The following is a 23,751-nucleotide window of genomic DNA, read 5'->3' on the forward strand; positions in this document are numbered from 1 at the left end:
ACCGTGGTGCGTGCAGCTGCGTGGCGGGAGAGGGACGCGATGCGAGGGGAGTGCCCCCATGCCTCCATGGCTGCGGGGGATTTGGAGACCGACGACAACGCGGCAGTTGTGTGTGCCGGACCCCGTTCGCCCGGCATGATCCGAACGAAAGGCCCCGAGGGCTGTCCCGTCATCCCTGGTGGATCAGCGCGCGGCAGATGTGGTGCATCGCAAGGCGCAGGAGCGTCCTCCTACGGGGCGTATTCGGGCGTCACGGCAACGCAGCGAGGTGCCGCAGCTGTCGTCGTGCGCCCGCCAGGGATGACGGGACAGTCCTCAGCCGACCGCGGCCGACCGGGCGTCGGTGTGGGCCACCTTCTCCAGGGACGGGGGATCGACGTCGCCGAACGGCCCGTCAGTTGTTGCTCCGTACACCGAATGCAGGGGAAGCTCGGCGAACAGTGAAGGCGCCGGCAGCGTGAACCAGACGACCTTCCCGGCCCCGCCCCGCGGCCGGACCCCCCAGCTCTCGCTCACCGCGGCGATCAGCGCGAGGCCGCGCCCGGAGGTGCTGGACGCGTCGGGATCACACACGGTGGGCAGCCGTGGGTCATGGTCGTGGACGGAGACCGTCAGCCGGTCGAGCAGCAACTCGATCTCGACGGTGCACGTTTTGTCCGGCTGTGCATGCCGGTGGACATTGGTCAGCAGTTCGGTGACGCCGAGCGCTGCCTGGTCGATCAGAGGATCCAGACGCCAGTAGCGCAATTGCGCCGCGATGATTCTGCGGACTTGACCGATCCGCGACGGCAGGGCCTGGAGCTCCACCGTGCAGTGCCTGCTTGGCTCGCTGATCACGGCTGCGACTCCCCGAAATAGGTCCGGAAGAAGACGGCGGAACGGAGTCGGCGGACGGCCGGCTTCCTGATTCCTGTTCCGGCGGACTGGATCGCAGTGTCACCGCCGGTGAACCATGAGTGACGTGAGACCAATGTCGCTCAGGGGGTACGGCTCCGCAACTCACGGTGTTCCATCGGTGCCGCTCCGCAGTCCCGCCCGGCCGGGCCCGCGAAATCGGCGCGGCGAGGCCGCCCCGCGATGTCAACTCAGCCGGGCGCCCGCGCTGTGCAGCGCTTCGAGGAAGCGGCGCGACGGTCGCTCGCGGCCCGGCCCGCGCTGTTCCATCGTCAGTCGATAGCGCGTCCCGTTGAACCGTGCCACCGCAGCGTCCGCACCGGCGAACCACGGTCTGCCCGCACTGACCGCTCCCACCGGAGCGCTGTCGATCTCCCGGCCGTAGCTGGTCAGCAACGCCACCCGGCCGTCCTGGACGACGACCTGCCCGGCCCTCGTGAGTGAGCGGGCCCACCGATCGATCCGTACCCCCGTCGCACTGAACTCCGGTTCCGCCATGGTTGCTTCGCCCCCTTCGTCACGCTTCCGACGGCCAGTCTGCATGCGCCGCGACCGGCGCACCAGACCGGATCCGGACCGGATGCCGCATATGCGCCACGATGAACGGCGGCCGCCCGGAGCGCTGGGGCCAAGGCAGTGCTATGGATCCCCAAAGTCAACGTTTGCGCAGGTAGGGGGCATATCGTTGAGGTGCGGAATCGGGCGGTCCGAAGGCCCGGCCGTTCGGCCATCGAGGTGACGACGAGCAGGAGCGTGCTGATGGACACCAGTGAGCACAGGCGCGGCGGTGCGGTCGTGGGGACCGTCGACATCGACCGCTCCGACCCCGAGTACCGGGCCTGGCTGAAGGAGGCCGTGCGCAAGGTCCAGGCCGACGCCAACCGCTCAGCCGACACGCATCTGCTGCGTTTCCCGCTGCCCGAGGCCTGGGGGATAGACCTCTACCTCAAGGACGAGTCGACGCATCCCACGGGCAGCCTCAAGCACCGGCTGGCCCGCTCGCTCTTCCTCTACGGGCTCTGCAACGGCTGGATCCGGCCGGGCAAACCGGTGATCGAGGCGTCCAGCGGATCGACGGCCGTCTCGGAGGCGTACTTCGCGAAGCTGATCGGTGTGCCGTTCATCGCCGTGATGCCGCACACCACCAGCCCCGAGAAGTGCCGGCTGATCGAATTCCACGGCGGTCAGTGCCACTTCGTCGACGACGCCCAGAAGCTGTACGCGGAGTCGGCCAGACTCGCCGCCGAGTCCGGCGGTCACTACATGGACCAGTTCACCTACGCGGAGCGGGCCACCGACTGGCGCGGGAACAACAACATCGCCGAGTCGATCTACCAGCAGTTGCGGCTGGAGCGCTACCCCGAACCCACCTGGATCGTCGCCACCGCCGGGACCGGCGGCACTTCCGCGACCATCGCCCGCTATGTGCACTACATGCAGTACGACACCCGGATCTGCGTGCCCGACCCGGAGAACTCCTGCTTCTTCGACGGCTGGACCCACCACAACGCCCTCGCGACCAGCGACTGCGGCTCACGCATCGAGGGGATCGGCCGCCCCCGGATGGAGCCGAGCTTCGTGCCCGGCGCCATCGACCGGATGATGAAGGTCCCCGACGCCGCCACGGTCGCCACCGTGCGCGCCCTGGAGCAGGCCACCGGCCGCAAGGCGGGCGGCTCCACCGGCACCGGGCTGTGGAGTGCGTTCAAACTCGTCGCCGAAATGGTGGAGGAGGGCCGCACCGGCAGCATCGTCACGCTGCTCTGCGACCCGGGCGACCGCTACCTCGACAAGTACTACTCCGACAGCTGGCTCGCCGAACAGGGCCTCGACATCGCTCCGTACGCCGCGACGATCGAGCACTTCCTGGCCACCGGCAACTGGCCCCGCTGAGGCCCGTTCCCCGTCTGCGGCACGCGGCTCAGGCCGGGGCCCCGGCCAGACGCGTGCCGAGCCGGCGCACCGCGTTCCGGAACGACCGGCCCAGCGCCGGCCGGATCAGTCGCACGGCGAACCGGAACGGTGCGGGTCCGTCGGCGGCGAAGGTCCACTGCACCCGGGTGCCGGTCCTGGTCAGGGTGAGCCGCCACTCCTCCAACAGTGCTTGCACGGCAGGTGCATTGGTCTCGTCGACCCGGTAGGCGTACCGCTCGCCCGGCTCGGTCGCGAGAACCGTCTCCTGGAACACGGTGCCGCCCCTGAGCCGGATCTCGCGGCCCGCGCCCGCCGCGGTGGGGCGGGCCGACGTCACCGCGGTGAACCAGCCCGGCCACCCCTCGACGTCCTCTGCGAGTGCCCGGTACACCGCCTCGGCGGGCGCCGGCACCTCGGCGGTGAACACCAGCCGCAGCGGAGCGGCCCGGGCGAAGTCGAGATCCACGGAGCGGAGCCGACGTGCCATGGGACGCACCTCCTGTGCGATCGGCAACGGACGCACCCCGTCCGCGAGGAGCCATACCTTAGCCGTCATGCCGTCAGATGTCCGTACCCTTACGTGCTACGGGTACGGCTGCACCGGGCTGTCCAGGAGACCGTCCAGCACCCGGCCGAAGACCCGGCGGCCCGCGCCGGAGATCAGCGCATCTCCCCAGTGCGGCAGCAGCCGGATGCGGAGCTCCTCCACCCACACCACATGGGATCCGCACTCCGTCGGGTAGACATCGATCGATGCGCGGCCCAGTACCACCGATCCGCGCTTCTCCAGCCGGCAGAGCCCGGCCCGGCCGGCCGCGGGCGGTGTCCAGCGCACCACTTCCATCGGATCGTCGAAGCCCAGCGGGCCCAGCCCCGTGCGGGCCACGAAGACGGTCCCGATTCCGCTGGGCAGCCCCGCCGGGACACTGATCCGGGTGAGCGGGACATGAGCGGCGTGCCGTGCCCAGTCGGTCACCCGCCGCCAGGACTCGGCGGCGGGCAGGGGGCTGAATCGCTCGATGCGGAAGATGGCCACAGCGCGATCCTAGGACGTGACGGGCGCGGCGTGAGCTGAGCGGAATATGCGGTCCGCCGCTGCGCCGCCCGCTGCTCAGCCGTCCGAGGGCTCGTCGTGCGCGGTCGCGCCCGCGACCACCAGGCCCGGCAGATGTTCCTCGATCTCCTCGCGGGCCCTGGCCGACAGACCGGAATCGGTGACGAACGTGTCCACCTGCTCCAGCGTCGCGAACGAACTCAGGCCCACGGTGCCCCACTTGGTGTGGTCGGCGACGACCACCACCCGCCGCGCCGAGTGCACGAAGCGCCGGTTGGTCTCGGCCTCCGCCAGATTCGGCGTCGACAGCCCGGCCTCGACCGAGATCCCGTGCACCCCGAGGAACAGGACATCGAAGTGGAGCGAACCGATCGCCTGATCGGCGACCGGGCCGACCAGTGAGTCCGACGGAGTCCGTACCCCACCGGTGAGCACCACCGTGGCGGCGCCGGCCCGCGGGCCGCCGGTCGCCGCCGAACGCTGGGCGGTGTGGAACACGTCGGCGACCCGCACCGAGTTCGTCACGACCGTCAACTCCGGTACGTCCAGCAGATGCTGGGCCAGCGCGTACGTCGTCGTGCCACCGGAGAGGGCAATCGCGCTGCCGGGCACGGCCATGGCCGCTGCCGCCCGTGCGATGTCCTCCTTGGCGGAGAGCTCCAGCGCCGACTTGGCCTCGAAGCCGGGCTCGTGCGTGCTCGCCTCGACGACGGGCACCGCGCCGCCGTGCACCTTCTCGATGACGCCCTGGCGGGCGAGCGCGTCCAGATCGCGGCGGACGGTCATGTCGGAGACGTTCAGCCTGCGGGTCAGCTCATTGACCCTGACCCCGCCGCGCCTGCGCACCTCGTCGAGGATCAGGGCGCGCCGCTGCTCCGCGAGGAGGTTCTGATTCTCGCTCAACGCCGGGTCCGGTCCTTCCGTCTGGCCGCACAACAGTCTGTCGGACGGGGTCATCCTGCCACGCAGCTCCTTGCGGTGCCGCACTGGGGAGATTCGGTGAGACGGGTGCCACCACGGCCGCTGTTCCGCGATTCTGGTGACAGTGCATCAGCACGCCGCCCGGGATCCTGAAAACATGCAGAATGCCCGTAATGCCGCGAGAGCGAGAGAGCGAGTCACCCACGTGCCCCCTGTCACCCAGGCCCCGCAGAGCACGGGGGCCGCGCTGGAACTGCTCGTCCACGGCGTCGGCGGAGCCACCCCCCAGGGCATGCTCGATGATCCCCGGATCACCCGGGTCACCGGTGATGCGACGGCCGCCGTCTACCGGCGCACCGGGGACATCGACGCCGAGCAGCACCCCGAGCGGTACCGGGCCCGGCCCATCGAGGAAGCCTACTGCTGGTCCAACCTCACCTCCGGCAACGGCTCCCGCGCGCTCTGGCTGCTGCTGCTCCCGTTCATGGTGGTCAACCTCGCCCACTGGATGCGGCCCACCGCCAGGGGGCGCACCCGCGCGGTACAGCTCTACGGCGTACTCGTGCGGCTCGTCGCCCTCAGTCTCACCGTGCTGCTGACCGCCGCGGCCTGCGAGGTCGCACTCGACCTGGTGGCCTGGCAGTGCGCGGGCGTACCCGACTGCTCGAACCAGCGGTCCTGGCTCGGCTTCCTGTCGACGGCGCAGGGCGGCTGGTGGTCGCAGCCGGGCCGCCGGCTCGCGCTCGCAGCCGTGGTGCCGACGGCGCTGGTGGGGCTGCTCTGGTACCTCTCCAACCGGACCTGGAGCGCCTACGAGTCGCAGCGCCCGCTCACCGGCGCGGAGCCGGACGACGGCGATGCTCCCGACGACGCCACGACCGACGACCGCACGACCGACGCTCTTGCGACCGGCGACCGCACCGCCGGTGGAGGCGACCCCGGCCCCGGCCCCGCCCCCACCGCAGTCGTCCGCCCCGCCCTCGGCCGCCCCGGCTTCTGGTACGGCCGACGGCTGGTCGCCCGGCTGCGGGCCGCGCACACCGCCGCCGGCTTCCTGACCGTGGCGGCCGCCGTCGCCGGCGCCGCGGCCCGGCACGACCGCGCCGCCACCGGCCCCGTACCCGGCTTCCTCGGCAGTCTGATCGAGGCAATGCTCGTGCTGGGAACGCTCGTTGTGCTCTGGGTGGTGTGCCGCCGCGGCCGCAGCGAGCGCCGGCTCGACAACCGGCTCGACAGCGCCCTCATCAGCTGGCTGCCCGGCGCCGCCCTCGCCCTGCTCGCCCTCGCCGCCGTGTACGCCGCCTGGCCCCGTCCCGGCTGGGTCTCCGCGGGCTCACTCCCCGGCGATGTCACGTTCCGCGTCCTCACCGTCGGCCAAGGGGCTCTCGTGGTCGTCCTCGCGGTGGTGGCGCTCGGCCTGTACCGGCGGACACCCGAACCGCGCACGGTCCTGTACGGACTCGGCGGCCCCGCGGTCGCGATGCTCGCCTGCGCCCTCGGCGGTGTCATGTCCGGCGGGGTCGCCCAGCGCGTCGCCGACTGGCTCGACGGCTCCGGCACCCCCGGCATGGGCCGGGCGTCCCTCATCGAAGGGCCGCCGGTGCTGCTCAGCTGGCAGGCCTCCGTCATCCCCGTGCTCCTGGTGCTGCTGGTGGTCCCCGCCGCCGTGCTGGGCGTCCGCACCTGGCTCGCCGCCCGCGCCCTGGAACCCGAGGTCGACCAGGAGTACGGGCAGAAGTGGCCGGACGCCGCTCGCACCCGGCAGATCGCCAGGACTCGGGCCACGGCCGCGCTGACCGACTCGGCACCCTGGCTGCTCGGCCTGGTCTCCGGCGCCACCCTGCTGCTCGGCGCGGGGGCCGTCGCCGGAGCGTGGGTGAGCGGACAGGTGCCGGGACGCGCGATGGACGGTGCGGGACCGTTCATCGAATCGGTGGCGGAAGCGGCCCAGTCGACCGGGTCCTGGATGGTCGGCTTCGGCTTCATCCTCTTCGTCACCTGGGGGCGGCGCGCCTATCGCGATGCCTCCGCCCGGCGCACCATCGGCATCCTCTGGGACGTCGGTACGTTCTGGCCGCGCGCCGCTCACCCCTTCGCGCCGCCGTGCTACGCCGAGCGTGCCGTCCCCGACCTGGCGTCCCGGATGTCCGGCTGGACCGGCCTCACCCGCGGCAGGCTCGTCATCTCGGGCCACTCCCAGGGCAGCGTCCTCGCGGCGTCCGCGGTCTGGCAGCTGCCCGCCGAGACCCGCGGGCGGGTCGCCCTGCTCACCTACGGTTCGCCGATCGAGCGGCTGTACGGGCGTTGGTTCCCGGCCTACTTCGGCGCCGGACCGCTGCACGGACTGCACCGGTCCGTGCACTGCTGGCGCAACCTGTGGCGGGCCACCGACCCCATCGGCGGCCGGGTCCGGCTCGATGACGGGCCCGGGCCCGAGGTGGACCGGGGCCCCCTGCGGGACCCGCTGGTCTACGGACGTACGCCGGAACACCCGCTTCCCGAACCGGTGCTGGGACACTCGGACTACCAGGCGGACCCGGTCTTCGCCGAGGAGCGGGCCGCGCTGCTCGCCCGGCTCGGACCGGTCCTGCCCCGTCAGGGCGACGGGGGCGCCGAGGAGACTCAGGGGAGCTCCGGCAGGTCCTCCGGGTAGAGGAGCGTGAGGTCGTCCGTGCTCGCCTCGGCGAGCTGGGCGACCCGGCCCGCATGCCGCTCGACCATCGACTCGAAGGTCTGACGGGCCGTCCGGCCGTTGCCGAACGCAGGGCCCTTGGGCAGCTCGGTGAAGTACTTGAGCAGCGCGTCCCCGGTGCCCTCGGCCAGGCTGTACTCGTGTTCCTCCGCCTGCTGCCCGACGATCCGCAGCAGTTCGCCGGGCTCGTAGTCGCTGAAGGTGATGGTCCGTGAGAAGCGGGACGCCACACCGGGGTTGACGGTGAGGAACCGCTCCATCTCCCGGGTGTAACCGGCGACGATGACGACCACCGCGTCCCGGTGGTCCTCCATCAGCTTCACGAGCGTGTCGATCGCCTCGCGGCCGAAGTCCCGGCCCGAGTCCTCCGGCGACAGCGCGTACGCCTCGTCGACGAACAGCACCCCGCCGCGCGCCCGGTCGAAGGCCTCCTGGGTGCGGATGGCGGTCGATCCGATGTGCTCGCCGACCAGATCGACCCGGGACACCTCGACGAGATGCCCGCGCTCCAGCACGCCGAGCGAGGCGAGGATCTCGCCGTACAGCCGGGCCACCGTCGTCTTGCCGGTGCCGGGGGAGCCGGTGAAGACGAGATGGCGCCGCACCGAAGCGGCTTTGAGCCCGGCCTCCAGACGGCGGCGGCCCACCTCGATCATGTCGGTGAGGGCCCGCACCTCACGCTTGACGCTGTCCAGGCCCACCAGCGCGTCGAGTTCACCGAGAACGGCGCCCGACGTGCGTACCGGCTCGGCGGGCACCTCGACGGCGGTGGCCACGACCGCACGCTGCGTGGGCACCGCACCGAGCAGCCCGGGGGCCGTCTCGGTCGCCGTCACCACCGCGGGCGGCGGAGGAGGGGGAGTGCGCAGTCCGCTCTCGTCGCTGGTGCAGTCCTCCACGACCGGGCCCGCCCCCTGACCGTCGCCGTGCGAGCCGCCGTCGGCGAACTCGTAGCCCCCCCGGGCGCACCGCTCCGTGCGGCACCGGGTCAGCGTCGTACGGCAGCCGTCCATCACATGGAAGCCGTACCCGTCGCTGCCGGTGACCCGGCAGCTGTGGAAGGTGCCGCGGCCCTCGGCGGAGACGTAGAAACCGGCCTCGGCGGGCGAGGTGACCGTGCAGCGCTCGATGGTCGGGTCGGCGCCCTTGGTGACGATGACGCCGGTCTGCGCCGCGTCGATGGTGCAGTTGTTCAGCGTGCCGCCGCTGCCGTGGTCACGGAACCAGGCACCGGTCGACGCCTCGCGGATCCGGCAGTCGTCGAGCTGCGCGGTCGCCCCGTCGCTCACCGACACCGCCGTGTTGCGGACCTGGGTGAGATCACTGTCGACGACGTCGGCGCGCGAGCCCCGGTCGAGGACGAAGATCGCGTCCGGCACGTCGTGGACCCGGCAGGAGTCCAGTATCACGGTCGCCCCGTCGCTCACCCAGACCGCCGGGTAGTCGCCCGTACTGTCGTGGATCTCGCACTGGTTGGCATCGACCCGGGTGCCCGGGTCCCACACCGACAGGCCGTTGCGGCCGAATCGGCGCACCGTGGAGCGGGTCAGCGTGAGAACCGAACGGGAGCGCAGATCCACCGCGTTCTCCGGGATGTCATGGATGTCGCAGTCGGCGAGCGTCAGCACCGCGTCGGTGTCGAGCGTGACCCCGTCGGACGAAGTGCGATGCACCGTGCAGTCGGTGAGATGGGCCGAGGCGCGAGCGGTCACCTGTATGCCGCTGCCCTTGATCTCGTACACCTCGCAGCCGACGCCCTCCAGACCGCTGCCCTCACCGGTGATGCTCAGCCCCGCGCCCGAGGCGTGATGGATCCGGCAGCGCTCGAGCCGTGGATGCGCCCCGTCGCGCACGGCGACACCGGACTGTCCGGCCGAGACGATCTCGCACTCCTCGAACACCCCGCCCGCACCGTCGAGTACGGCGATGCCGACACCGGCGGGATTGTCGACCGTGCAGCGGCGAACGCTGGGGCGGGCCGCCCCGCGCACCTCGATCCCGGCGGCGGAGCGCGTCACGATCCGCAGATCCGCCAGTTCCGGAGCGCCGTCCTCGACGAGTACCGCGGGGGCCGCCGAGTCCTGGCCCTCCACATGCAGATCCTGGACGACGGCGGAGGCGCGGACCGTCAGTGGTACGCCGTCGACCGGCGCGATCCGCACGGAACCGACGGAGCCCTCGGGGCCGCGCAGCGTCACCGCGCGGTGCAGGACCAGATTCTCCCGGTAGGTGCCCGGCGCGACGGTGAGGACGTCACCGTCCGCCGCGGCCTCGAGGGCTGCGGTGAGGGAGGCGTATTCGCCCGTGCGGCGCCGCCACCGCGATGTGCCGGTGTGCGTCACCTGGACCGTGCCCTGTGCCATGGCGCTGCTGTGCCCCCACCTCGTGCGTGTGTGATGCCCTGACCACCGGCCCTTCGGCAGCGGTCATTCCGGGTCCGCCCGCCGAAGAGGCGGGCGGGCCGGTCCACCGTAGCGCGCGCGGGGGGCGGGAGTTGACCCGATCAGCAGCTCTTCAGCTGCCGGTGCCCGTCCTGCCCCAGTCCGGGCCCGACTCGGCCCAGTCCCGGTCGAGTCGCGCATACCGCCGCTGCACCATGCGCCATACGATCACACGCCGCCCGGCCTCGATCAGCCCGACGCCGATCAGTGTCACCCCGAACCCGGCCAGTGCCGCATGCGTGCGGGCTGTCGTCCCGTCCATGGGGGGCAGCACGGCACGGCCCTGCCGGTCGGTCCAGATCCGTACCCGGGAGCCGGGCTCCGTGACCCGGGACGAGGTCGCCACCGTATCCCTGCGGGGCGTGCCGTCCGGGGCCTTCCAGCGTGCCAGCACCGTCGTCCGGGTCGTGCGCTCCGAGGAGACCTCAGGATCCGCGGCGAGATTCGACGCCCCCGGCACGCGGCGTACCACCACGGCCGTGATGACATGGCGCTGCGCCTGCTGGGCCCGCACCGATTCCTGCAGGGCGCCGTCGGTGACCACCCCGCACAGCCAGCCGCACACAGGCGCAGCCAGGACCATCAGCAGCAACGCGACCAGGGCCAGCCATGCCTCGAGCCGGTCAGTGGCGCGGCGCAGAGGATTGTGCCGCCAACGCCAGACTCCCGAAACCGCTCGCACCGTTCTGCACCCCCTTCCGCATCCGTCATAACCTGATACGGCACCGTTCGCGCGCTGGAGCAGCGAAGAGAGAGCTACTTCACTCTGTGCAACGCACGGGTCACCCCGGCGAGTTCCCCCCTCCACCGGTCCTCGTGCGTCGGCGTGATGATGAGACGACCGGCGCCGTGCGCGGCTGCCGGATCGCGCGGGTCCCGCCCCGCGGACGTGTTCCATCGGCGGCCGTCGTCGAGTCCCCACGGCTCGACGACGCCCCGACCGGATGCATGGGTACAGCACGCAGTGCCGGAGGGTGCATGCCCCCGGCAAGCACCCTCCGGACGGCCCGGTGTGCGGCGGGTCGTCCGGCTCGGTGCGCCCGGCCGGCAGCGCCGGCCGGTGCCCCCGGCTTCAGTGACCCCGGCTCAGTACCCCCGGCCCTGGTACGGGCGGTTGTACGGGTCCTCGTACGGAGAGGGCGCCGGCACGGGTCGCGGCGACGCGGGACGCATCGACTCGTACCCGGTGCTCGGTGCGGGGCGCTGCTGCTGGGGCTGCGGCGCCTGGTAGCCGCCACGCATCCCCGTCGGCTGCTGCGGGATGTACGGCGCCGGAGCGTGCTGCAGATGAGCCGGCTGTATCGGCGTGTAGCTCTGCTGCTGCGCGGCCATCGGCTGCTGGTAGCCGTACGACGGGCCGGACTGGGAAGGTCCCGCGGGCAGGGCCGGCAACGCCGACGGGAGCGCCGGCAGATAGCTGCTGCCGGTGTCATAGGCGGCAGGCACTCGGATCGGGGCGATCTGAGGGGTGCCCCGCTCCGCGACCAGGGAGTCGTAGATCGGAGTGTCGGGGAACGACGGTGCGGCGTAGTAGCCGCCGCCGTAGGTGGAGCGGGGGGAGGTCATGGCACATAAGTTAAGCCCACGATGTGCTGGTTGGGGAGCCCGATAAGAGGGTTGGTTTACGAGATGTGAGTGAACTGGGATCCCCAATGCGAGCGAACTTGGGAAAAAAGGGCGCCCGGGTGCGTAGTAATCGTGTAAAGGGCGAGTTCACGGGGGGTTACCGGCGGATCGTCGGACGGGGTACGGCATGGCTGTGGGCTCCGCGGCGGGCACGGATTAGGTTGGCCCGGAAAGCCTTTGGTGGCCGGACTCGCGATGGGGGCGGACATGACCATGCTAAAAGGAGCCAATGTTCCGGTGGCGGCTCAGGCCGTGCGGGTCGAATTGGGGTGGCGTGCCGCCCCCGGCACACCGGACGTGGACGGATCGGCGCTCCTTCTCGTGTCGGGAAAGGTGCGCAGCGACGCGGACTTCGTCTTTTACAACCAGCCGGTGCACGGATCGGGTGCGGTCCGTCACGAAGGGCGACGGAGCGTGGCCGGTGGTGTTACGGACAGCATCGCGGTCGACCTGGCGCGGGTGGAGCCCGCCATCGAGCGCATCGTCCTGGCTGCCTCCGCGGACGGCGGCACGTTCGGGCAGGTGGCAGGGCTGTACGTGCGGATCATGGATGCGTCCGACGGTGCCGAGATCGCGCGGTTCGACAGCGCCGATGCGACGGTGGAGACGGCATTCATTCTCGGTGAACTGTACCGGCGGCAGGGGGCGTGGAAATTCCGAGCCGTCGGCCAGGGATACGGCACCGGTCTCGAAGGACTCGCGACGGACTTCGGGATTTCCGTCGACGAACCACAGCGGCCCCAGCCACCGCAACAGCCTCAACCGCCGCATAGCGCAACGAGAGTTGACCTGCCGGCGCCGGCGCCGGCGCAGGCGCCCGCGGGGCAGTACCTCCCCACCTTGCCCGCCGTCCCGGCGGCGCCGCCCGTACCCCCGGCCGCCCCGCCGGCCCCTCAGCCCGTCCGGCTGTCCAAGGTGACGCTCACCAAGGAGGCGCCCTCGGTCTCCCTCGCCAAGCAGGGCGGCACTTCGGGAGCCATGCGCGTCAATCTCAACTGGCAGGTGCGCAAACAGTTCACGGGCTGGGGCAGCAAACTCGGCAGAGCCGTCGCCCACCACGCGGACCTCGATCTTGATCTCTGTGCGCTCTACGAACTCACCGACGGCAGGAAGGGAGTTGTACAGGCGCTCGGAAACGCCTTCGGCGCGTTGGCGCAGCCGCCCTATATCCATCTCGACGGAGACGACCGCACCGGCGCCGTGTCCACCGGCGAGAACCTGACCATCAATCTCGACCACAAGGACCGGCTCCGCCGCGTCCTGATCTTCGTCACCATCTATGAAGGCGCCCGGAGTTTCGCCGATCTGCATGCGACCGTCACCCTCCAGCCGCAGCACGGTGCCGCGATCGACTTCTCGCTCGACGAATGCACCGTCCCCTCCACGGTCTGCGCGCTCGCACTCCTCACCAACAACGGGGGAGACCTCACCGTCCGGCGCGAAGCCCGCTATCTCGTACCCGAACGCGGGGTGAGTCCGCAGCGCACCATCGACTACGCCTACGGGTGGGGGATGAACTGGACACCCGGTCGTAAATGACCCCCGGTCCGTCCGGTCCCGCCACCGCCGAAGGACCGGTACCCCCACCGCTCACCGCTCCGGTGCGGCCTCGGGACGGGCGTAGGTACGCCCCTTCCAGGCCGCACCGCGGCCGCGGTGGTGCTGTACCGCCGAATCGACCGTCATCAGCAGATACAGCACGGCGGTGAACGGCAGCAGCGGCCCCAGCCAGAGCGACTGCCGGTAGTAGCCCAGCATCGGCATGTACGTGCCCGCCATCACGGCCCACGCCGCGCCACCGGCCCACGCCGCCGCCGGATCACCGGCCGTCAGCCCCACCGCCAGTGTGACCGGCGGTGCCAGGTAGACGAGCGCGAGACCCAGTACCGTCCCGGCGAGCAGCAGTGGGTTGTGCCGCAGCTGGGCGTACGCGCTGCGCGAGACCATGCGCCACAGATCCGCCAGCCGCGGATACGGGCGCACACTGTCCACCCGCTCCGCGAGCCCCAGCCAGATCCGGCCGCCGCTGCGCTGCACCGCGCGCGCCAGCGACACGTCGTCGATCACCGCCTGCCGGATCGACTCGGGCACCCGCGCCCGCTGCGCGGCCTCGGTCCGCAGCAGTACGCACCCGCCGGCCGCCGCCGCGGTCCGTGCCCCCGCCCGGTTCACCCACCGGAACGGATAGAGCTGCGCGAAGAAGTACACGAAGGCCGGCACGACCAGGCGCTCCCAGGCGCTCGCCACCCGCAGCCGCGCCATCTGCGAGACCAGGTCGAACCCGCCGGAGCAGGCTGCGGAGACCAGCTCCCTCAGGCTGTCCGGCTCATGTGCGATGTCCGCGTCGGTGAGCAGGAGATACTCCGGCGCCGGCTGCCGGGCCTGCGCCAGCGAGATCCCGTGCCGGACGGCCCAGAGCTTGCCCGTCCAGCCGGGCTCGGGCTCCCCGGGCGACACGACCGTCACCGGCAGCCCGCCGTGCCGTACGGACAGCGCACGCGCGAGATCACCGGTGCCGTCCTTGCTGCAGTCGTCGACCAGGAAGATCTCCGCGGCCCCCGGATAGTCCTGCGCCAGCAGCGACGGCAGGCTCACCGGCAGCATGTCCGCCTCGTCACGTGCGGGCACGACGACCGCCACCGACGGCCAGCGGTCCGGGGCCGCGCGCCGCGGCAGCCGCTGGCCGGTACGCCAGAAGAAACCCTGCCCCAGCAGCAGCCACAGCCATGCGGCCAGCGAACCCACAGCGATCCACGCAACGGCGCTCATCCGCCGCAGTCTGCCCCACTCCGGCGTGAGCGCAAGGGCGGTCGACTATGGTGACCGGGTGAAGATCGCGCTCATGGACTCCGGAATCGGCCTGCTCGCGGCGGCCGCCGCGGTACGCCGGCTGAGGCCCGACGCCGACCTGGTGCTCTCGTCCGACCCCGCCACCATGCCGTGGGGACCGCGCACGCCGCAGGACGTGACCGGCCTCGCCCTCGCCGTCGCCCGTGCGGCCGCCGCCCACCGGCCCGACGCACTGATCGTCGCCTGCAACACCGCCTCCGTGCACGCTCTGCCGGCGCTCCGCGCCGAGCTCGAGCCCACGCTGCCGGTCATCGGCACCGTCCCCGCGATCAAGCCGGCCGCGGCCGGTGGCGGCCCCGTCGCCATCTGGGCCACTCCCGTCACCACGGGCAGCCCGTACCAGCGCGGACTCATCCGTGACTTCGCCGGCTCCGTCGACGTCACCGAGGTCCCGTGCCCCGGTCTCGCCGACGCCGTGCAGAACGCTGACATGGCTGCGATCGACCGGACCGTCGCCGCGGCGGCCGCCCTCACTCCACCGGACGTACGGGCCGTCGTCCTCGGCTGCACCCACTACGAACTGGTCGCCGAGCGCATCCGGGCCGCCGTTCAGCAGCCCGGCCGGCCGCCCGTCGCCCTGTACGGCTCCGCCGGGGCCGTCGCCGCCCAGGCACTGCGCCGGATCGGGGCCGCACCCGCTCCGGCGGCCGAACCGGCCACCTCGCTCACGGTGCTCCTCAGCGGCCACGACGCCCAGCTGCCGGAAGCCGCCCTGACCTACGCCGAAGGGCTTCTGCTGAGCGCCGTCAGCCCCGCCCGCTGAGGCTTCGGCGGTCCCGCGAGAGCTGTCGTACCCATCCCCGCCGTGCGGATTCTGAGTACGCTGCTGGCATGAGGGACCACCCCCGAAAACCGAGGCACGAAGCGGCCGAGGCGTCTCCCACCGTTTGGACCGGGCGGGCCAGCAACAGGGCCCAGTGGGTTCTCGCCGCAGCCGGTGCGGCATGCCTGGCCCTGGGTGTCGTGCTCGCGGTGAGCTCCAACTGGACCTCAGGCATCGTCCCGCTGCTGATGGCGGTCATCGGCTGCGTGGCGGCCGGCCTGCTCATGCTGTTCGGCACGCTCGCCTTCGTCAACGTGGCCGTGCGCGTCGACGGGCACGCCCTCGAAGTGCGCTGCGGCCACATGGGCCTGCCGCGCCGCCGGATCCTGCTGGCCCATGTGGTGGGCGCGGAGTTCGTACCCCAGGTCACCCCCCGCCAATGGGGCGGCTGGGGCTACCGCTGGCGACCGGAACAGGGGACGGCCGTGGTGGTCCGCCGGGGAGAGGGCCTGGTGCTCCGGCTCGGTGACGGCAGGACGTTCACGGTCACGGTGGACGACGCGGAGGAGGGCGTGCGCTTCATCCGCGAGCGGCTCCAGCTCCCCGCGGCGGGCGCACCGGCCGGAGGCTGAGCGCGCCCGCCCGACCGGCCTGAATGCGAACGGACGGCGCCCGGCGGCAGGAGCCTGAGGGGCCGCGGCGAGGAGCGGCGCTCCCGTCGCTCAGAGCGGGGTGTGGTCCGCCCGCGGACCGCGTTCGGCCGTGGCATCCGGCCCGTACGCGCCGAGGCCCGCACTCTCGCCGCTCGCCTGCCGTGGGACGTCCGCTGCTGCTGCAGGGTCCGGTGCGGCGGCGCCGTCGCCGATGGGCCGCCGGGCCGATGCCAGCCCCGCGAGCAGCCCCGCTCCCGCCGTGACCGGCGTGAAGCTCAGTGCGTTCCCGACACTCGCCAGGGTCGCGAGCGCGGTGAGCGCCGCGCCCGCCGTCAGGACGACCGCCGTGGTGCGGGGCGAGCGCCAGAGCACGTACAGCAGCCAGCCGTAGGCCACCCCCAGCAGCGCCACCCCCACCACGCCCTGCTCGGCCGCCTGCTGGAGGGGGGCCGAGTGCGGTTTCCCGTCGGACCGCAGGGACTGCCGGGCGGTCGGGCTCAGCTCGGCGAACCGGTCAGGTCCGATGCCGAGCGCCGGATGCTCCTCGGCGAGCGTCACCGCGTCCTGCCACAGGAGCACCCGGTTCCGGGTGAGCTGGCCCTCCAGGGAGATCGTCAGGCCGTCGGGCAGCGCATCCTCGGCCACCGCCCAGGACGTCCCGACCACCAACGCCGTGACGAGCGCGAATCCGGCGAGACCGAGCAGCCTGCGGCGCATTCTCGCCGCGGCCAGCGAACAGAGCAGTACCCCGAGCGCCGCCACGAAACCGGCCACCGAACGCAGCGTCAGCGCGGCGCAGGCGGTACCGAACGCCAGCAGGTGCAGGGTGAGACGCAACGGAAACCGCCGGGCCGCCGCGGCCGCGCAGCAGGCGGCTCCCGCAGCCAGCACCAGCAGCGCGGCCGCCGCCCCCGTGTGCCCGGGCGCGATGTCGGCGGCGGCGGTGGCGCCCGGCAGGCCGCTGCGTGACAGGAGGGCCATGGCGAGGGCGGCCCCGGCGGCGGCGGTCGCGGCGGCCACCGGCAGCAGCGTGCCGCAGATACGGCCGCAGGCGAAGCCCGCGGCGACGGCCAGCAGCGCCAGCAGCACCCCCTCCGGCCGGGTCTCCCGCCCGGCCGCGCTGATCAACGACCAGATCGCGCAGGCGGCGAGTATCACGGCTCCGGCGGCGTCCGACGCGCTGCCGCGTTCACGGGCCGCGTACCGGTCCGCTGATGCAGTCATCCCGTCCGACCCCCCGAACTGTGACCGTCCTGTCCGCGACGGCCGGAGGCGGCCGGTCGACGGCGACTGGCGCACACGCTAACGGCAGTGGTGCGGGTTTGTGGAGGAAAAGCACAGGAACGATCCGGCAGGGACGATTCCGGCCACCGAACGCGACTGCCCCGCGCACAGCCGACCACCGTAGACTCCGCCGGGTGAGCGCCACCATCACCCCAGTCGACGACCTGCAGTCCGCCCGCGCATCCCGAGGCGGACGGCTTCTGCCGCGGCTCGCCCGGCCTGCCGCGGCCGTGCTCGCGGGCGTGCTGCTGTACCTGAGCTTCCCGCCCCGCCCCCTGTGGTGGCTGGTGCTGCCCGGCTTCGCGCTGCTCGGCTGGTGCCTGCACGGCCGCCGGCTACGCGCCGGGTTCGGCCTTGGCCTGCTGACCGGTCTCGGCTTCATGCTGCCGCTGCTGCACTGGACCGGCGAAGAGGTCGGACCCGTGCCGTGGCTGGCGCTCGCCGTCGCCGAGGCGCTGTTCGTCGCGGTGGGCTGCATCGGGATCGCCGCCGTGTCCAGGCTCGCCTGGTGGCCGGTGTGGGCCGCCGCGGTCTGGACCCTGGACGAGGCGGTCCGCGCCAGGGTGCCGTTCGGCGGCTTCCCCTGGGGCAAGATCGCGTTCGGGCAGGCGGACAGCGTGTTCCTGCCCCTGGCGGCCGTCGGCGGCACACCGCTGCTCTCGTTCGCCGTGGTGCTGTGCGGGTTCGGCCTGTGCGAAGCGGTACGCCGGTTCCTTGCGTACCGCAGCACCGGTGAGCTGCCGCGTGCCGCCGTCGCAGCCGTGGCCGTCACCGTTCTCGCACCCCTCGCCGGGGCGCTGGCCGCGCTGCCGCTCGTCGACGACTCGGCGGAGGACGGCACCGCCACCGTCGCCGCGATCCAGGGCAACGTGCCGCGCCTCGGACTCGACTTCAACTCCCAGCGCCGCGCCGTCCTCGACAACCACGCACGCCGCACCGAACAGCTTGCCCGAGAGGTCAAGGCGGGCAAGGTGCCCCAGCCCGACTTCGTTCTGTGGCCGGAGAACTCCTCCGACCTCGATCCCTACCGCAACGCGGACGCGCGGATCGTGATCGACGACGCCGTGAAGGCGATCAACGCCCCCACCGTGGTCGGCGCGGTCGTCGAACCCGACACCGGCAAGCTGCGCAACACCCTCATCCAGTGGGACCCGACGGGCGGCCCCGTCGCCACGTACGACAAGCGCCACATCCAGCCGTTCGGCGAGTACATGCCGATGCGCTCGATCGCACGCATCTTCAGCTCGGACGTCGACCGGGTGGCGCGCGACTTCGGACCGGGCAAGAAGGTCGGCGTCTTCGACCTCGCGGGTACCCGGGTGGGGCTCGTCACCTGCTACGAGGCCGCTTTCGACGACGCCGTGCGCGACACGGTCGAACACGGCAGCCAGCTGATCGCCGTCCCCAGCAACAACGCCACCTTCGGCCGCAGCGAGATGACGTACCAGCAGCTGGCCATGAGCCGCGTGCGGGCCGTCGAGCACAGCCGGTCCGTCGTCGTCCCCGTCACGAGCGGGGTCAGCGCGGTCATCCGCCCGGACGGGACGATCGTCCAGCAGACGAAGATGTTCACCGCGGACGCGCTGGTGGACGAAGTGCCGCTGCGCTCGTCGCTGACCCCGGCGACCCGGCTGGGCACGCTCCCCGAAGGGCTGCTCGTGCTCGTGGCCGTGGGGGGACTGGGCTGGGCGGCCGTCCTGTCGGTACGGGTCCGCCAGGGGCGGTGAGCCGCCCCGCGGGCCACGTAGGGTCGTGGTCATGGCCACTCCTGACTTCATCCGCGAACTCCGTGCCACTGCGGGCACCCAGCTGCTCCTTCTGCCGGGCGTCACCGCAGTCGTCTTCGACGACGAGGGCCGGGTCCTGCTCGGGAGACGCACCGACACCGGCAAGTGGTCGCTCATCGGCGGCATCAGCGAACCGGGGGAGCAGCCTGCGGTGACGGCGGTCCGCGAGGTGTACGAGGAGACCGCCGTGCACTGCCTGACGGAGCGGGTTGTGCTCACGCAGATGCTCGATCCCGTGCAGTACGCGAACGGCGACCGGTGCCAATTCCTGGACGTGACCTTCCGCTGCCGGGCGACCGGGGGCGAAGCGCGCGTCAATGACGACGAGTCGCTGGAGGTGGGCTGGTTCCCGATTGACGCCCTGCCGCCGTTGAACGAGTTCGGGCTCCTGCGGATCAAGCAGTCGCTCACGGACGAACCCACCTGGTTCGAGCCCGCCGGGCAGCAGTGACGCACCAGTGCCGCTCATGCGGACGCCGGACGGGCTCGACCACTCAGCCCGTCCGGCGATTCCCTGGCTCATACAGTCAGATGCTCATGCGGTACGGGCATCGGCGGCCACAGCCGCGGACGCGTCCGACTCCGGTGCCGCCTCGATGTTCTCGAGGTCGCGCTGCCGGGTCTCCTTCGCACAGACGACCGCCAGCACGGTGATGAGTGCCGCGGCGATCACATACAGCGAGATCATCGTCGAGCTGTGGTAGTTCTCGAGCAGCGCGGTGGCGATGAGCGGCGCCGGGGCACCGGCTGCGACCGACGAGAACTGAGCACCGATCGACGCACCCGAGTACCGCATCCGGGTCGCGAACATCTCCGAGAAGAAGGCCGCCTGAGGCGCGTACATCGCCCCGTGGAAGATGAGTCCGACCGTGACGGCGAGCAGCAGGCTCCCGAAGCTGCGGCTGTCGATCAGCGCGAAGAACGGGAACATCCACAGCCCCACACCGATCGCGCCGATCAGATAGATGGGCTTGCGGCCGAACCGGTCCGACAGCGCGCCCCACACCGGGATGACCGCGAAGTGGATGGCGGAGGCGATGAGCACGGCGTTCAGTGCCGTCTGCTTGCTCAGCTCGGCGGCCGTCGTCGCGTACACGAGGATGAACGCCGTGATCACGTAGTAGCTGATGTTCTCCGCCATCCGGGCCCCCATGGCGATGAGGACATCCCGCCAGTGGTGCCGCAGCACGGCGACGAGCGGCATCTTTTCGGCCGCCGCGGCGGCCCCCTTGCGCGCCTCGGCCTGCGCCAGCGCAGCCTTGAACACCGGTGATTCATCGACAGAGAGACGAATCCACAAGCCGACGATCACGAGCACACCGGAGAGCAGGAACGGGATGCGCCAGCCCCAGGAACCGAAGGCGGAATCCGACAGCAGCGCGGTGAGCGCGGAGAGCACCCCGGTCGCGAGCAGCTGCCCGGCCGGCGCCCCGGTCTGCGGCCAGGAGGCCCAGAACCCACGGCGCTTCGCATCCCCGTGCTCCGATACGAGGAGCACAGCCCCGCCCCACTCACCACCGAGGGCGAAGCCCTGCACCAGTCGCAGGACCGTGAGCAGTACCGGAGCGGCGACACCGACGGTGGCATGCGTCGGCAGCAGCCCGATGGCGAAGGTCGCCCCACCCATCAGCAGCAGGCTCAGCACCAGCAGCTTCTTGCGGCCGAGCCGGTCGCCGTAGTGTCCGAACACCAGGGCGCCGAGCGGCCGTGCGGCGAAGCCGACCGCGTAGGTGAGGAAGGAGAGGAGCGTTCCGACGAGCGGGTCGGACTCGGGGAAGAACAGCTTGGGAAAGACGAGAGCGGCTGCTGACCCGTAGAGAAAGAAGTCGTACCACTCGATCGTGGTTCCGATGAGGCTGGCGGCGACGATGCGCTTGAGGCTGGCGGGGGGTGGGGGAGCGGTCGCGGGGGAGGACATCGGTACCACTTCCAAGGGGTTGACGGGGACGTGTTTGTGTCGCCATACCGTAGGAATCCGCAGGTCAGGCGCACATGTGACGGGGCAACATAGTTCGAGAGTCGGCTATGCGTGTGGCCACCATGCCGGCTCACGGAAAGGCGGTTCAGGGGCTCGATGGTGGGTCGAGACGAGTGCCCTCCGGGATGTGTAGTTCGGGGTGATTTGACGGGGCGGTGCTGACTCCCGTGCTGGTTCGGTGCTGACTAAAAGCCCACGTCATCACCCGTGTTCACCCCTCCCGTGCTGACTTATGCCGCACATCCCGCGCCGGCGGAGCCCACTCCCGTCAAGGCACCGAGCGCCGACGAGGTCACCAGAACGCCCAGCAAACCGTCGGCGTCGGCGTCCGATAGCCACCCGCCGGCTACGCCCAGGAGAGGAAGAACCGTATGCCAGACGAAGACCGAGAGAGCCGAAACCAGCGGCTGCGGGTCCAGGATGAGGATCGGAGGCGTAGGAAGCTTGCGGCAGACGTCCGGCTTCAGAAACAGGAGCGCGAGCGCCTGGCCCAGGAGGAAGCACTGCGGGCCAGTGAGCGGACCCAAGCAGCCCCCGAGAGCTGCGCGCAGCTCCCCACGCGCTCCTACCCCGGCATTCGCTGATACCACGTGGCTCGGTCGGCATGGGTTCGGCTGGCCGGTCCGGTGGTGGGGTCGCTGCCGTTGCCGACGGTCGGTCAGAGCTGTGGGCCACTACGGTTGGAGTGGGTGCCCTGACAGGACGGTACTCTGCGGTCCTGCGGATCCTCTGCGTTCCGCGGGGCCCGCTGGTGAACAAGACCAGACGTTCCCCATGCAAGTCCGGTGCGAGCGAAATGCGTCGTGGTCCTGTCTTGTCGTTTTGAGCGGCCAGCAGCACCTAGTTTGAGCGCAGAGGGTACGTATGGCAGCTCAGCTCAGCTCGAACGAGCTGGCCCGGTTCTGGCAGCCGTCCTTGCGTAGGTCCGCCTGCATGTGAATCCACCGGTTGCCGCACTCGCCCTCGAAATTGATGTCGGACGAGAACCACACATCGCAGTGAGTGCCGTTGCCCATCTGAGTGGTCACCGAACTGACCCTGTCGTTCCAATCTCCAGGCATCTCCGCGAGACGCAAGTCCTTGTCACCGGTGGAGGCGGTGCAGTCCCTCGGCATGATGATGACCAGCGTGTCGCCGGTCCTGTTGTTGTACCCGAGCCCGTCGTAGAACACAGCCACGCCATAGCCCACAGAATTGGCGTAACTCAGTGACTCCGCATACGAGATGTGGGTCCCCATCGCCCCGTTCAAGGCGTTGTAGGTCTCATGGAACGGAGCAGGCTGAGCCCCATCCTGCGCGGTTGGTGCGCCGGCAGGACGCGCGAACGGAGCAACAGGCGCCGCGAGAGACGACCCCTGACTCAACGCTGTCGCCCCCATAGCCAGGACCATGACCGCCAGGATCCGGCCAACCACATGTGTGATCTTCACGCGCTTCCCCTTTACCCGCGGACCTCACAACACGTGAGCCCGGCCACCGCCACAGCGGAATGCTCTGAGGTATACCCGCGAGTCCATACCCACCCTCAGCATTCGTCATCCGGGCACACCGACTAAAGCCGGCCACCCCGGCCCCTACGATGACGACGGGCCCTCTCGAGTCACGGACTTCGTCGATCGCGACACCGTGAAGGTCCGGCGTAGCGGCAAGGAAGTCACGCTTCGTCTCATAGGTATGGACACCTCCGAAACCCGCGACACCCGCAAGCCCGTCCAGTGCTTCGGCCGCGAGGCGTCGCAAGGGGCGCATCAGCTCCTGATCGCGTGGCGTGAGCCCGCCTCGGCGAGCAGGTCCGAGCAGAACGACCGGATGGCACCGTTGACGAGGCGTGGCTTCTCCCAGCACAGGAAGTGCCCGGCTCCCTTGATCCAGAACGGGCCGACGAGCTGCGGATAGGCCACCTCGAGCTTGGCTTCCACGTTCTCCCCGAGGAGGATCGAGTCGGCGCCGATCAGTACCAGCACTGGCTGCCGCACCTTCTGGTCCTCGATCGTCGGCATGGACGGCTGACGGCGGCCCATCACGATCTCGTAGTCGGCGAAGGCGACCCGGAGCCGGTCGTGGTCGGCATAGGCTGCGGTGAGCATATCGCGGTCGGCGTCGTCGAAGGCGTGGGCTGGTGCCCACAGTCGGTGCCCGAAGAACTCGCCGATGTAGCGTCGGCGGCGCTGCGGGGTGTTCAGCATGTCAAGGAGCTCCTCGGCGTGCAGGCCCTGGTTGACGTGGTAGTCGAGCACAGCCCTGCGTCCGGCGTTGTGCGTGTCGGTGACGCCGGCGGCGGCGAAGTCCTCGCGTAGATCGGGCGTGGTGTCGTCCAGGAGCACGATGCGGTCGACACGCTCGGCAAACCGGTTGGCGAAGTCCATGGTGGTGGCCGCGCCGAGGTCGTGGGCGGCCACCACGGCCTTGTCCCAGCCCAGGGTGTCCATGAGCTCGGCAAGATCGGTGCTGAACGCCGCGAGGTCGTAGATGTCGTCGGACACGAGGTCGGACTGGCCGTAGCCGCGCAGGTCCGGGGCCGCGACGTCGAAGCCCGCTGCGGCGAGCGGGGCAACGTTCCGCGACCAGATCAGGCTCGTGCACGGGAAACCGTGGACGAGCAGGAGCGGGACACCTCCGTGGCCGGCGTGCCGGACGGCAAGGCGGTGACCTGCGGGCAGTCCGATCATCTCAACGGTCGCAGTCACGAGAGCATCTTGGCAGCTGGTTCCGACACTGCGGGCCGGTCACTGCAACTCAGGTGGGCTCAAACTGGGCCGGCTGGCGTCGCAAGGCGAGATTCTCGCCCCGTACAGGCTCCAGTCTTTGGGGGCCGACTTCTCGCAGCACCGAAGCTCTGCCGGTTCCGGTGGGATGGGAAGTGCGGGTACCGGATGCCCGTGGTGCGCGAGGCC

20 protein-coding genes are annotated in these 23,751 nt (G+C 71.0%); 7 read left to right on the forward strand and 13 right to left on the reverse strand.

All coding sequences use genetic code 11. The features are described 5' to 3' along the window. Positions 1-315: 315 nt before the first annotated feature. Both OG878_RS35330 and OG878_RS35335 read right to left on the reverse strand, forming a co-directional pair. Positions 316-837 carry an ATP-binding protein gene (locus OG878_RS35330; RefSeq protein ID WP_277324600.1) on the reverse strand — a complete coding sequence of 174 codons (522 nt, stop codon included), beginning with the start codon at positions 835-837 and terminating at the stop codon, positions 316-318. A gap of 243 nt (positions 838-1,080) precedes the next feature. After that, positions 1,081-1,392 carry a hypothetical protein gene (locus OG878_RS35335; RefSeq protein ID WP_328890538.1) on the reverse strand — a complete coding sequence of 104 codons (312 nt, stop codon included), beginning with the start codon at positions 1,390-1,392 and terminating at the stop codon, positions 1,081-1,083. Positions 1,393-1,653: 261 nt separating this feature from the next. Here OG878_RS35335 and OG878_RS35340 point away from each other — a divergent pair, with 261 nt between their 5' ends. Beyond that, the gene (locus OG878_RS35340) at positions 1,654-2,787 is read left to right on the forward strand and encodes a PLP-dependent cysteine synthase family protein (protein WP_328890539.1); all 1,134 of its coding nucleotides are present in this window, start codon (positions 1,654-1,656) and stop codon (positions 2,785-2,787) included. Between the two features lie 28 nt (positions 2,788-2,815). On the opposite strand, the gene OG878_RS35345 is transcribed toward OG878_RS35340, so the two are convergent. The 3 genes from OG878_RS35345 to OG878_RS35355 all read right to left on the reverse strand — a co-directional run bounded on the left by OG878_RS35345 (position 2,816) and on the right by OG878_RS35355 (position 4,765). Beyond that, positions 2,816-3,295: an SRPBCC family protein gene (locus OG878_RS35345; protein WP_328890540.1), complete on the reverse strand. Its 480-nt coding sequence runs from the start codon at positions 3,293-3,295 to the stop codon at positions 2,816-2,818. 96 nt (positions 3,296-3,391) lie between these two features. Then, positions 3,392-3,844 (reverse strand): SRPBCC family protein, encoded by a 453-nt coding sequence (locus OG878_RS35350; protein ID WP_328890541.1) that lies wholly within the window; start codon positions 3,842-3,844, stop codon positions 3,392-3,394. 75 nt (positions 3,845-3,919) lie between these two features. After that, entirely contained in the window at positions 3,920-4,765 is an 846-nt protein-coding gene (locus tag OG878_RS35355; RefSeq protein WP_328890542.1) for a DeoR/GlpR family DNA-binding transcription regulator, read from the reverse strand. A 175-nt stretch (positions 4,766-4,940) separates the two neighbouring features. On the opposite strand from OG878_RS35355, the gene OG878_RS35360 reads away from it, so the two are divergent. Next, positions 4,941-7,436 carry a hypothetical protein gene (locus OG878_RS35360; RefSeq protein WP_328890543.1) on the forward strand — a complete coding sequence of 832 codons (2,496 nt, stop codon included), beginning with the start codon at positions 4,941-4,943 and terminating at the stop codon, positions 7,434-7,436. On the opposite strand, the gene OG878_RS35365 is transcribed toward OG878_RS35360, so the two are convergent. From OG878_RS35365 to OG878_RS35375, 3 genes are all read right to left on the reverse strand, one after another. After that, the gene (locus tag OG878_RS35365; RefSeq protein WP_328890544.1) at positions 7,406-9,838 is read right to left on the reverse strand and encodes a right-handed parallel beta-helix repeat-containing protein; all 2,433 of its coding nucleotides are present in this window, start codon (positions 9,836-9,838) and stop codon (positions 7,406-7,408) included. The two genes, OG878_RS35360 and OG878_RS35365, sit on opposite strands and share 31 nt — an antisense overlap. Positions 9,839-9,989: 151 nt before the next feature. Further along, complete coding sequence (locus OG878_RS35370; protein ID WP_328890545.1) at positions 9,990-10,598, reverse strand: Rv1733c family protein; 609 nt, start codon at positions 10,596-10,598, stop codon at positions 9,990-9,992. A 404-nt stretch (positions 10,599-11,002) separates the two neighbouring features. Further along, a complete protein-coding gene (locus tag OG878_RS35375; protein WP_328890546.1) occupies positions 11,003-11,482 on the reverse strand; it encodes a DUF6643 family protein in 480 nt (159 codons plus the stop codon). Between the two features lie 255 nt (positions 11,483-11,737). On the opposite strand from OG878_RS35375, the gene OG878_RS35380 reads away from it, so the two are divergent. Then, complete coding sequence (locus OG878_RS35380; RefSeq protein WP_328891488.1) at positions 11,738-13,081, forward strand: TerD family protein; 1,344 nt, start codon at positions 11,738-11,740, stop codon at positions 13,079-13,081. 51 nt (positions 13,082-13,132) lie between these two features. On the opposite strand, the gene OG878_RS35385 is transcribed toward OG878_RS35380, so the two are convergent. Then, positions 13,133-14,311 (reverse strand): glycosyltransferase, encoded by a 1,179-nt coding sequence (locus OG878_RS35385; RefSeq protein ID WP_328890547.1) that lies wholly within the window; start codon positions 14,309-14,311, stop codon positions 13,133-13,135. A gap of 58 nt (positions 14,312-14,369) precedes the next feature. Between OG878_RS35385 and OG878_RS35390 the strand changes: the two genes are divergently transcribed. Both OG878_RS35390 and OG878_RS35395 read left to right on the forward strand, forming a co-directional pair. Next, positions 14,370-15,155 carry a glutamate racemase gene (locus tag OG878_RS35390; RefSeq protein ID WP_328890548.1) on the forward strand — a complete coding sequence of 262 codons (786 nt, stop codon included), beginning with the start codon at positions 14,370-14,372 and terminating at the stop codon, positions 15,153-15,155. A 68-nt stretch (positions 15,156-15,223) separates the two neighbouring features. After that, complete coding sequence (locus OG878_RS35395; RefSeq protein WP_328890549.1) at positions 15,224-15,787, forward strand: hypothetical protein; 564 nt, start codon at positions 15,224-15,226, stop codon at positions 15,785-15,787. Between the two features lie 90 nt (positions 15,788-15,877). Here the strand turns inward: OG878_RS35395 and OG878_RS35400 are convergent, their stop codons facing one another. Next, on the reverse strand, positions 15,878-17,032 hold the full coding sequence (locus OG878_RS35400; RefSeq protein ID WP_328890550.1) for an O-antigen ligase family protein: 1,155 nt from the start codon (positions 17,030-17,032) through the stop codon (positions 15,878-15,880). A 194-nt stretch (positions 17,033-17,226) separates the two neighbouring features. Between OG878_RS35400 and lnt the strand changes: the two genes are divergently transcribed. Next, positions 17,227-18,819 (forward strand): apolipoprotein N-acyltransferase, encoded by a 1,593-nt coding sequence (gene lnt / locus OG878_RS35405; protein ID WP_328890551.1) that lies wholly within the window; start codon positions 17,227-17,229, stop codon positions 18,817-18,819. A gap of 31 nt (positions 18,820-18,850) precedes the next feature. Next, on the forward strand, positions 18,851-19,330 hold the full coding sequence (locus OG878_RS35410) for an NUDIX hydrolase (protein ID WP_328890552.1): 480 nt from the start codon (positions 18,851-18,853) through the stop codon (positions 19,328-19,330). Between the two features lie 84 nt (positions 19,331-19,414). Here OG878_RS35410 and OG878_RS35415 read toward each other — a convergent pair whose 3' ends face one another. The 3 genes from OG878_RS35415 to OG878_RS35425 form a co-directional block, all read right to left on the reverse strand. Continuing rightward, positions 19,415-20,797, reverse strand: coding sequence for an MFS transporter (locus OG878_RS35415; protein WP_328890553.1), 1,383 nt, complete (start codon positions 20,795-20,797; stop codon positions 19,415-19,417). Positions 20,798-21,729: 932 nt separating this feature from the next. Then, positions 21,730-22,287 (reverse strand): hypothetical protein, encoded by a 558-nt coding sequence (locus tag OG878_RS35420; RefSeq protein ID WP_328890554.1) that lies wholly within the window; start codon positions 22,285-22,287, stop codon positions 21,730-21,732. Between the two features lie 318 nt (positions 22,288-22,605). Beyond that, the gene (locus tag OG878_RS35425) at positions 22,606-23,544 is read right to left on the reverse strand and encodes an alpha/beta fold hydrolase (RefSeq protein WP_328890555.1); all 939 of its coding nucleotides are present in this window, start codon (positions 23,542-23,544) and stop codon (positions 22,606-22,608) included. Between the last annotated feature and the right edge of the window lie 207 nt (positions 23,545-23,751).

The organism is Streptomyces sp. NBC_00316 (assembly GCF_036158715.1).
Classification (GTDB): domain Bacteria; phylum Actinomycetota; class Actinomycetes; order Streptomycetales; family Streptomycetaceae; genus Streptomyces.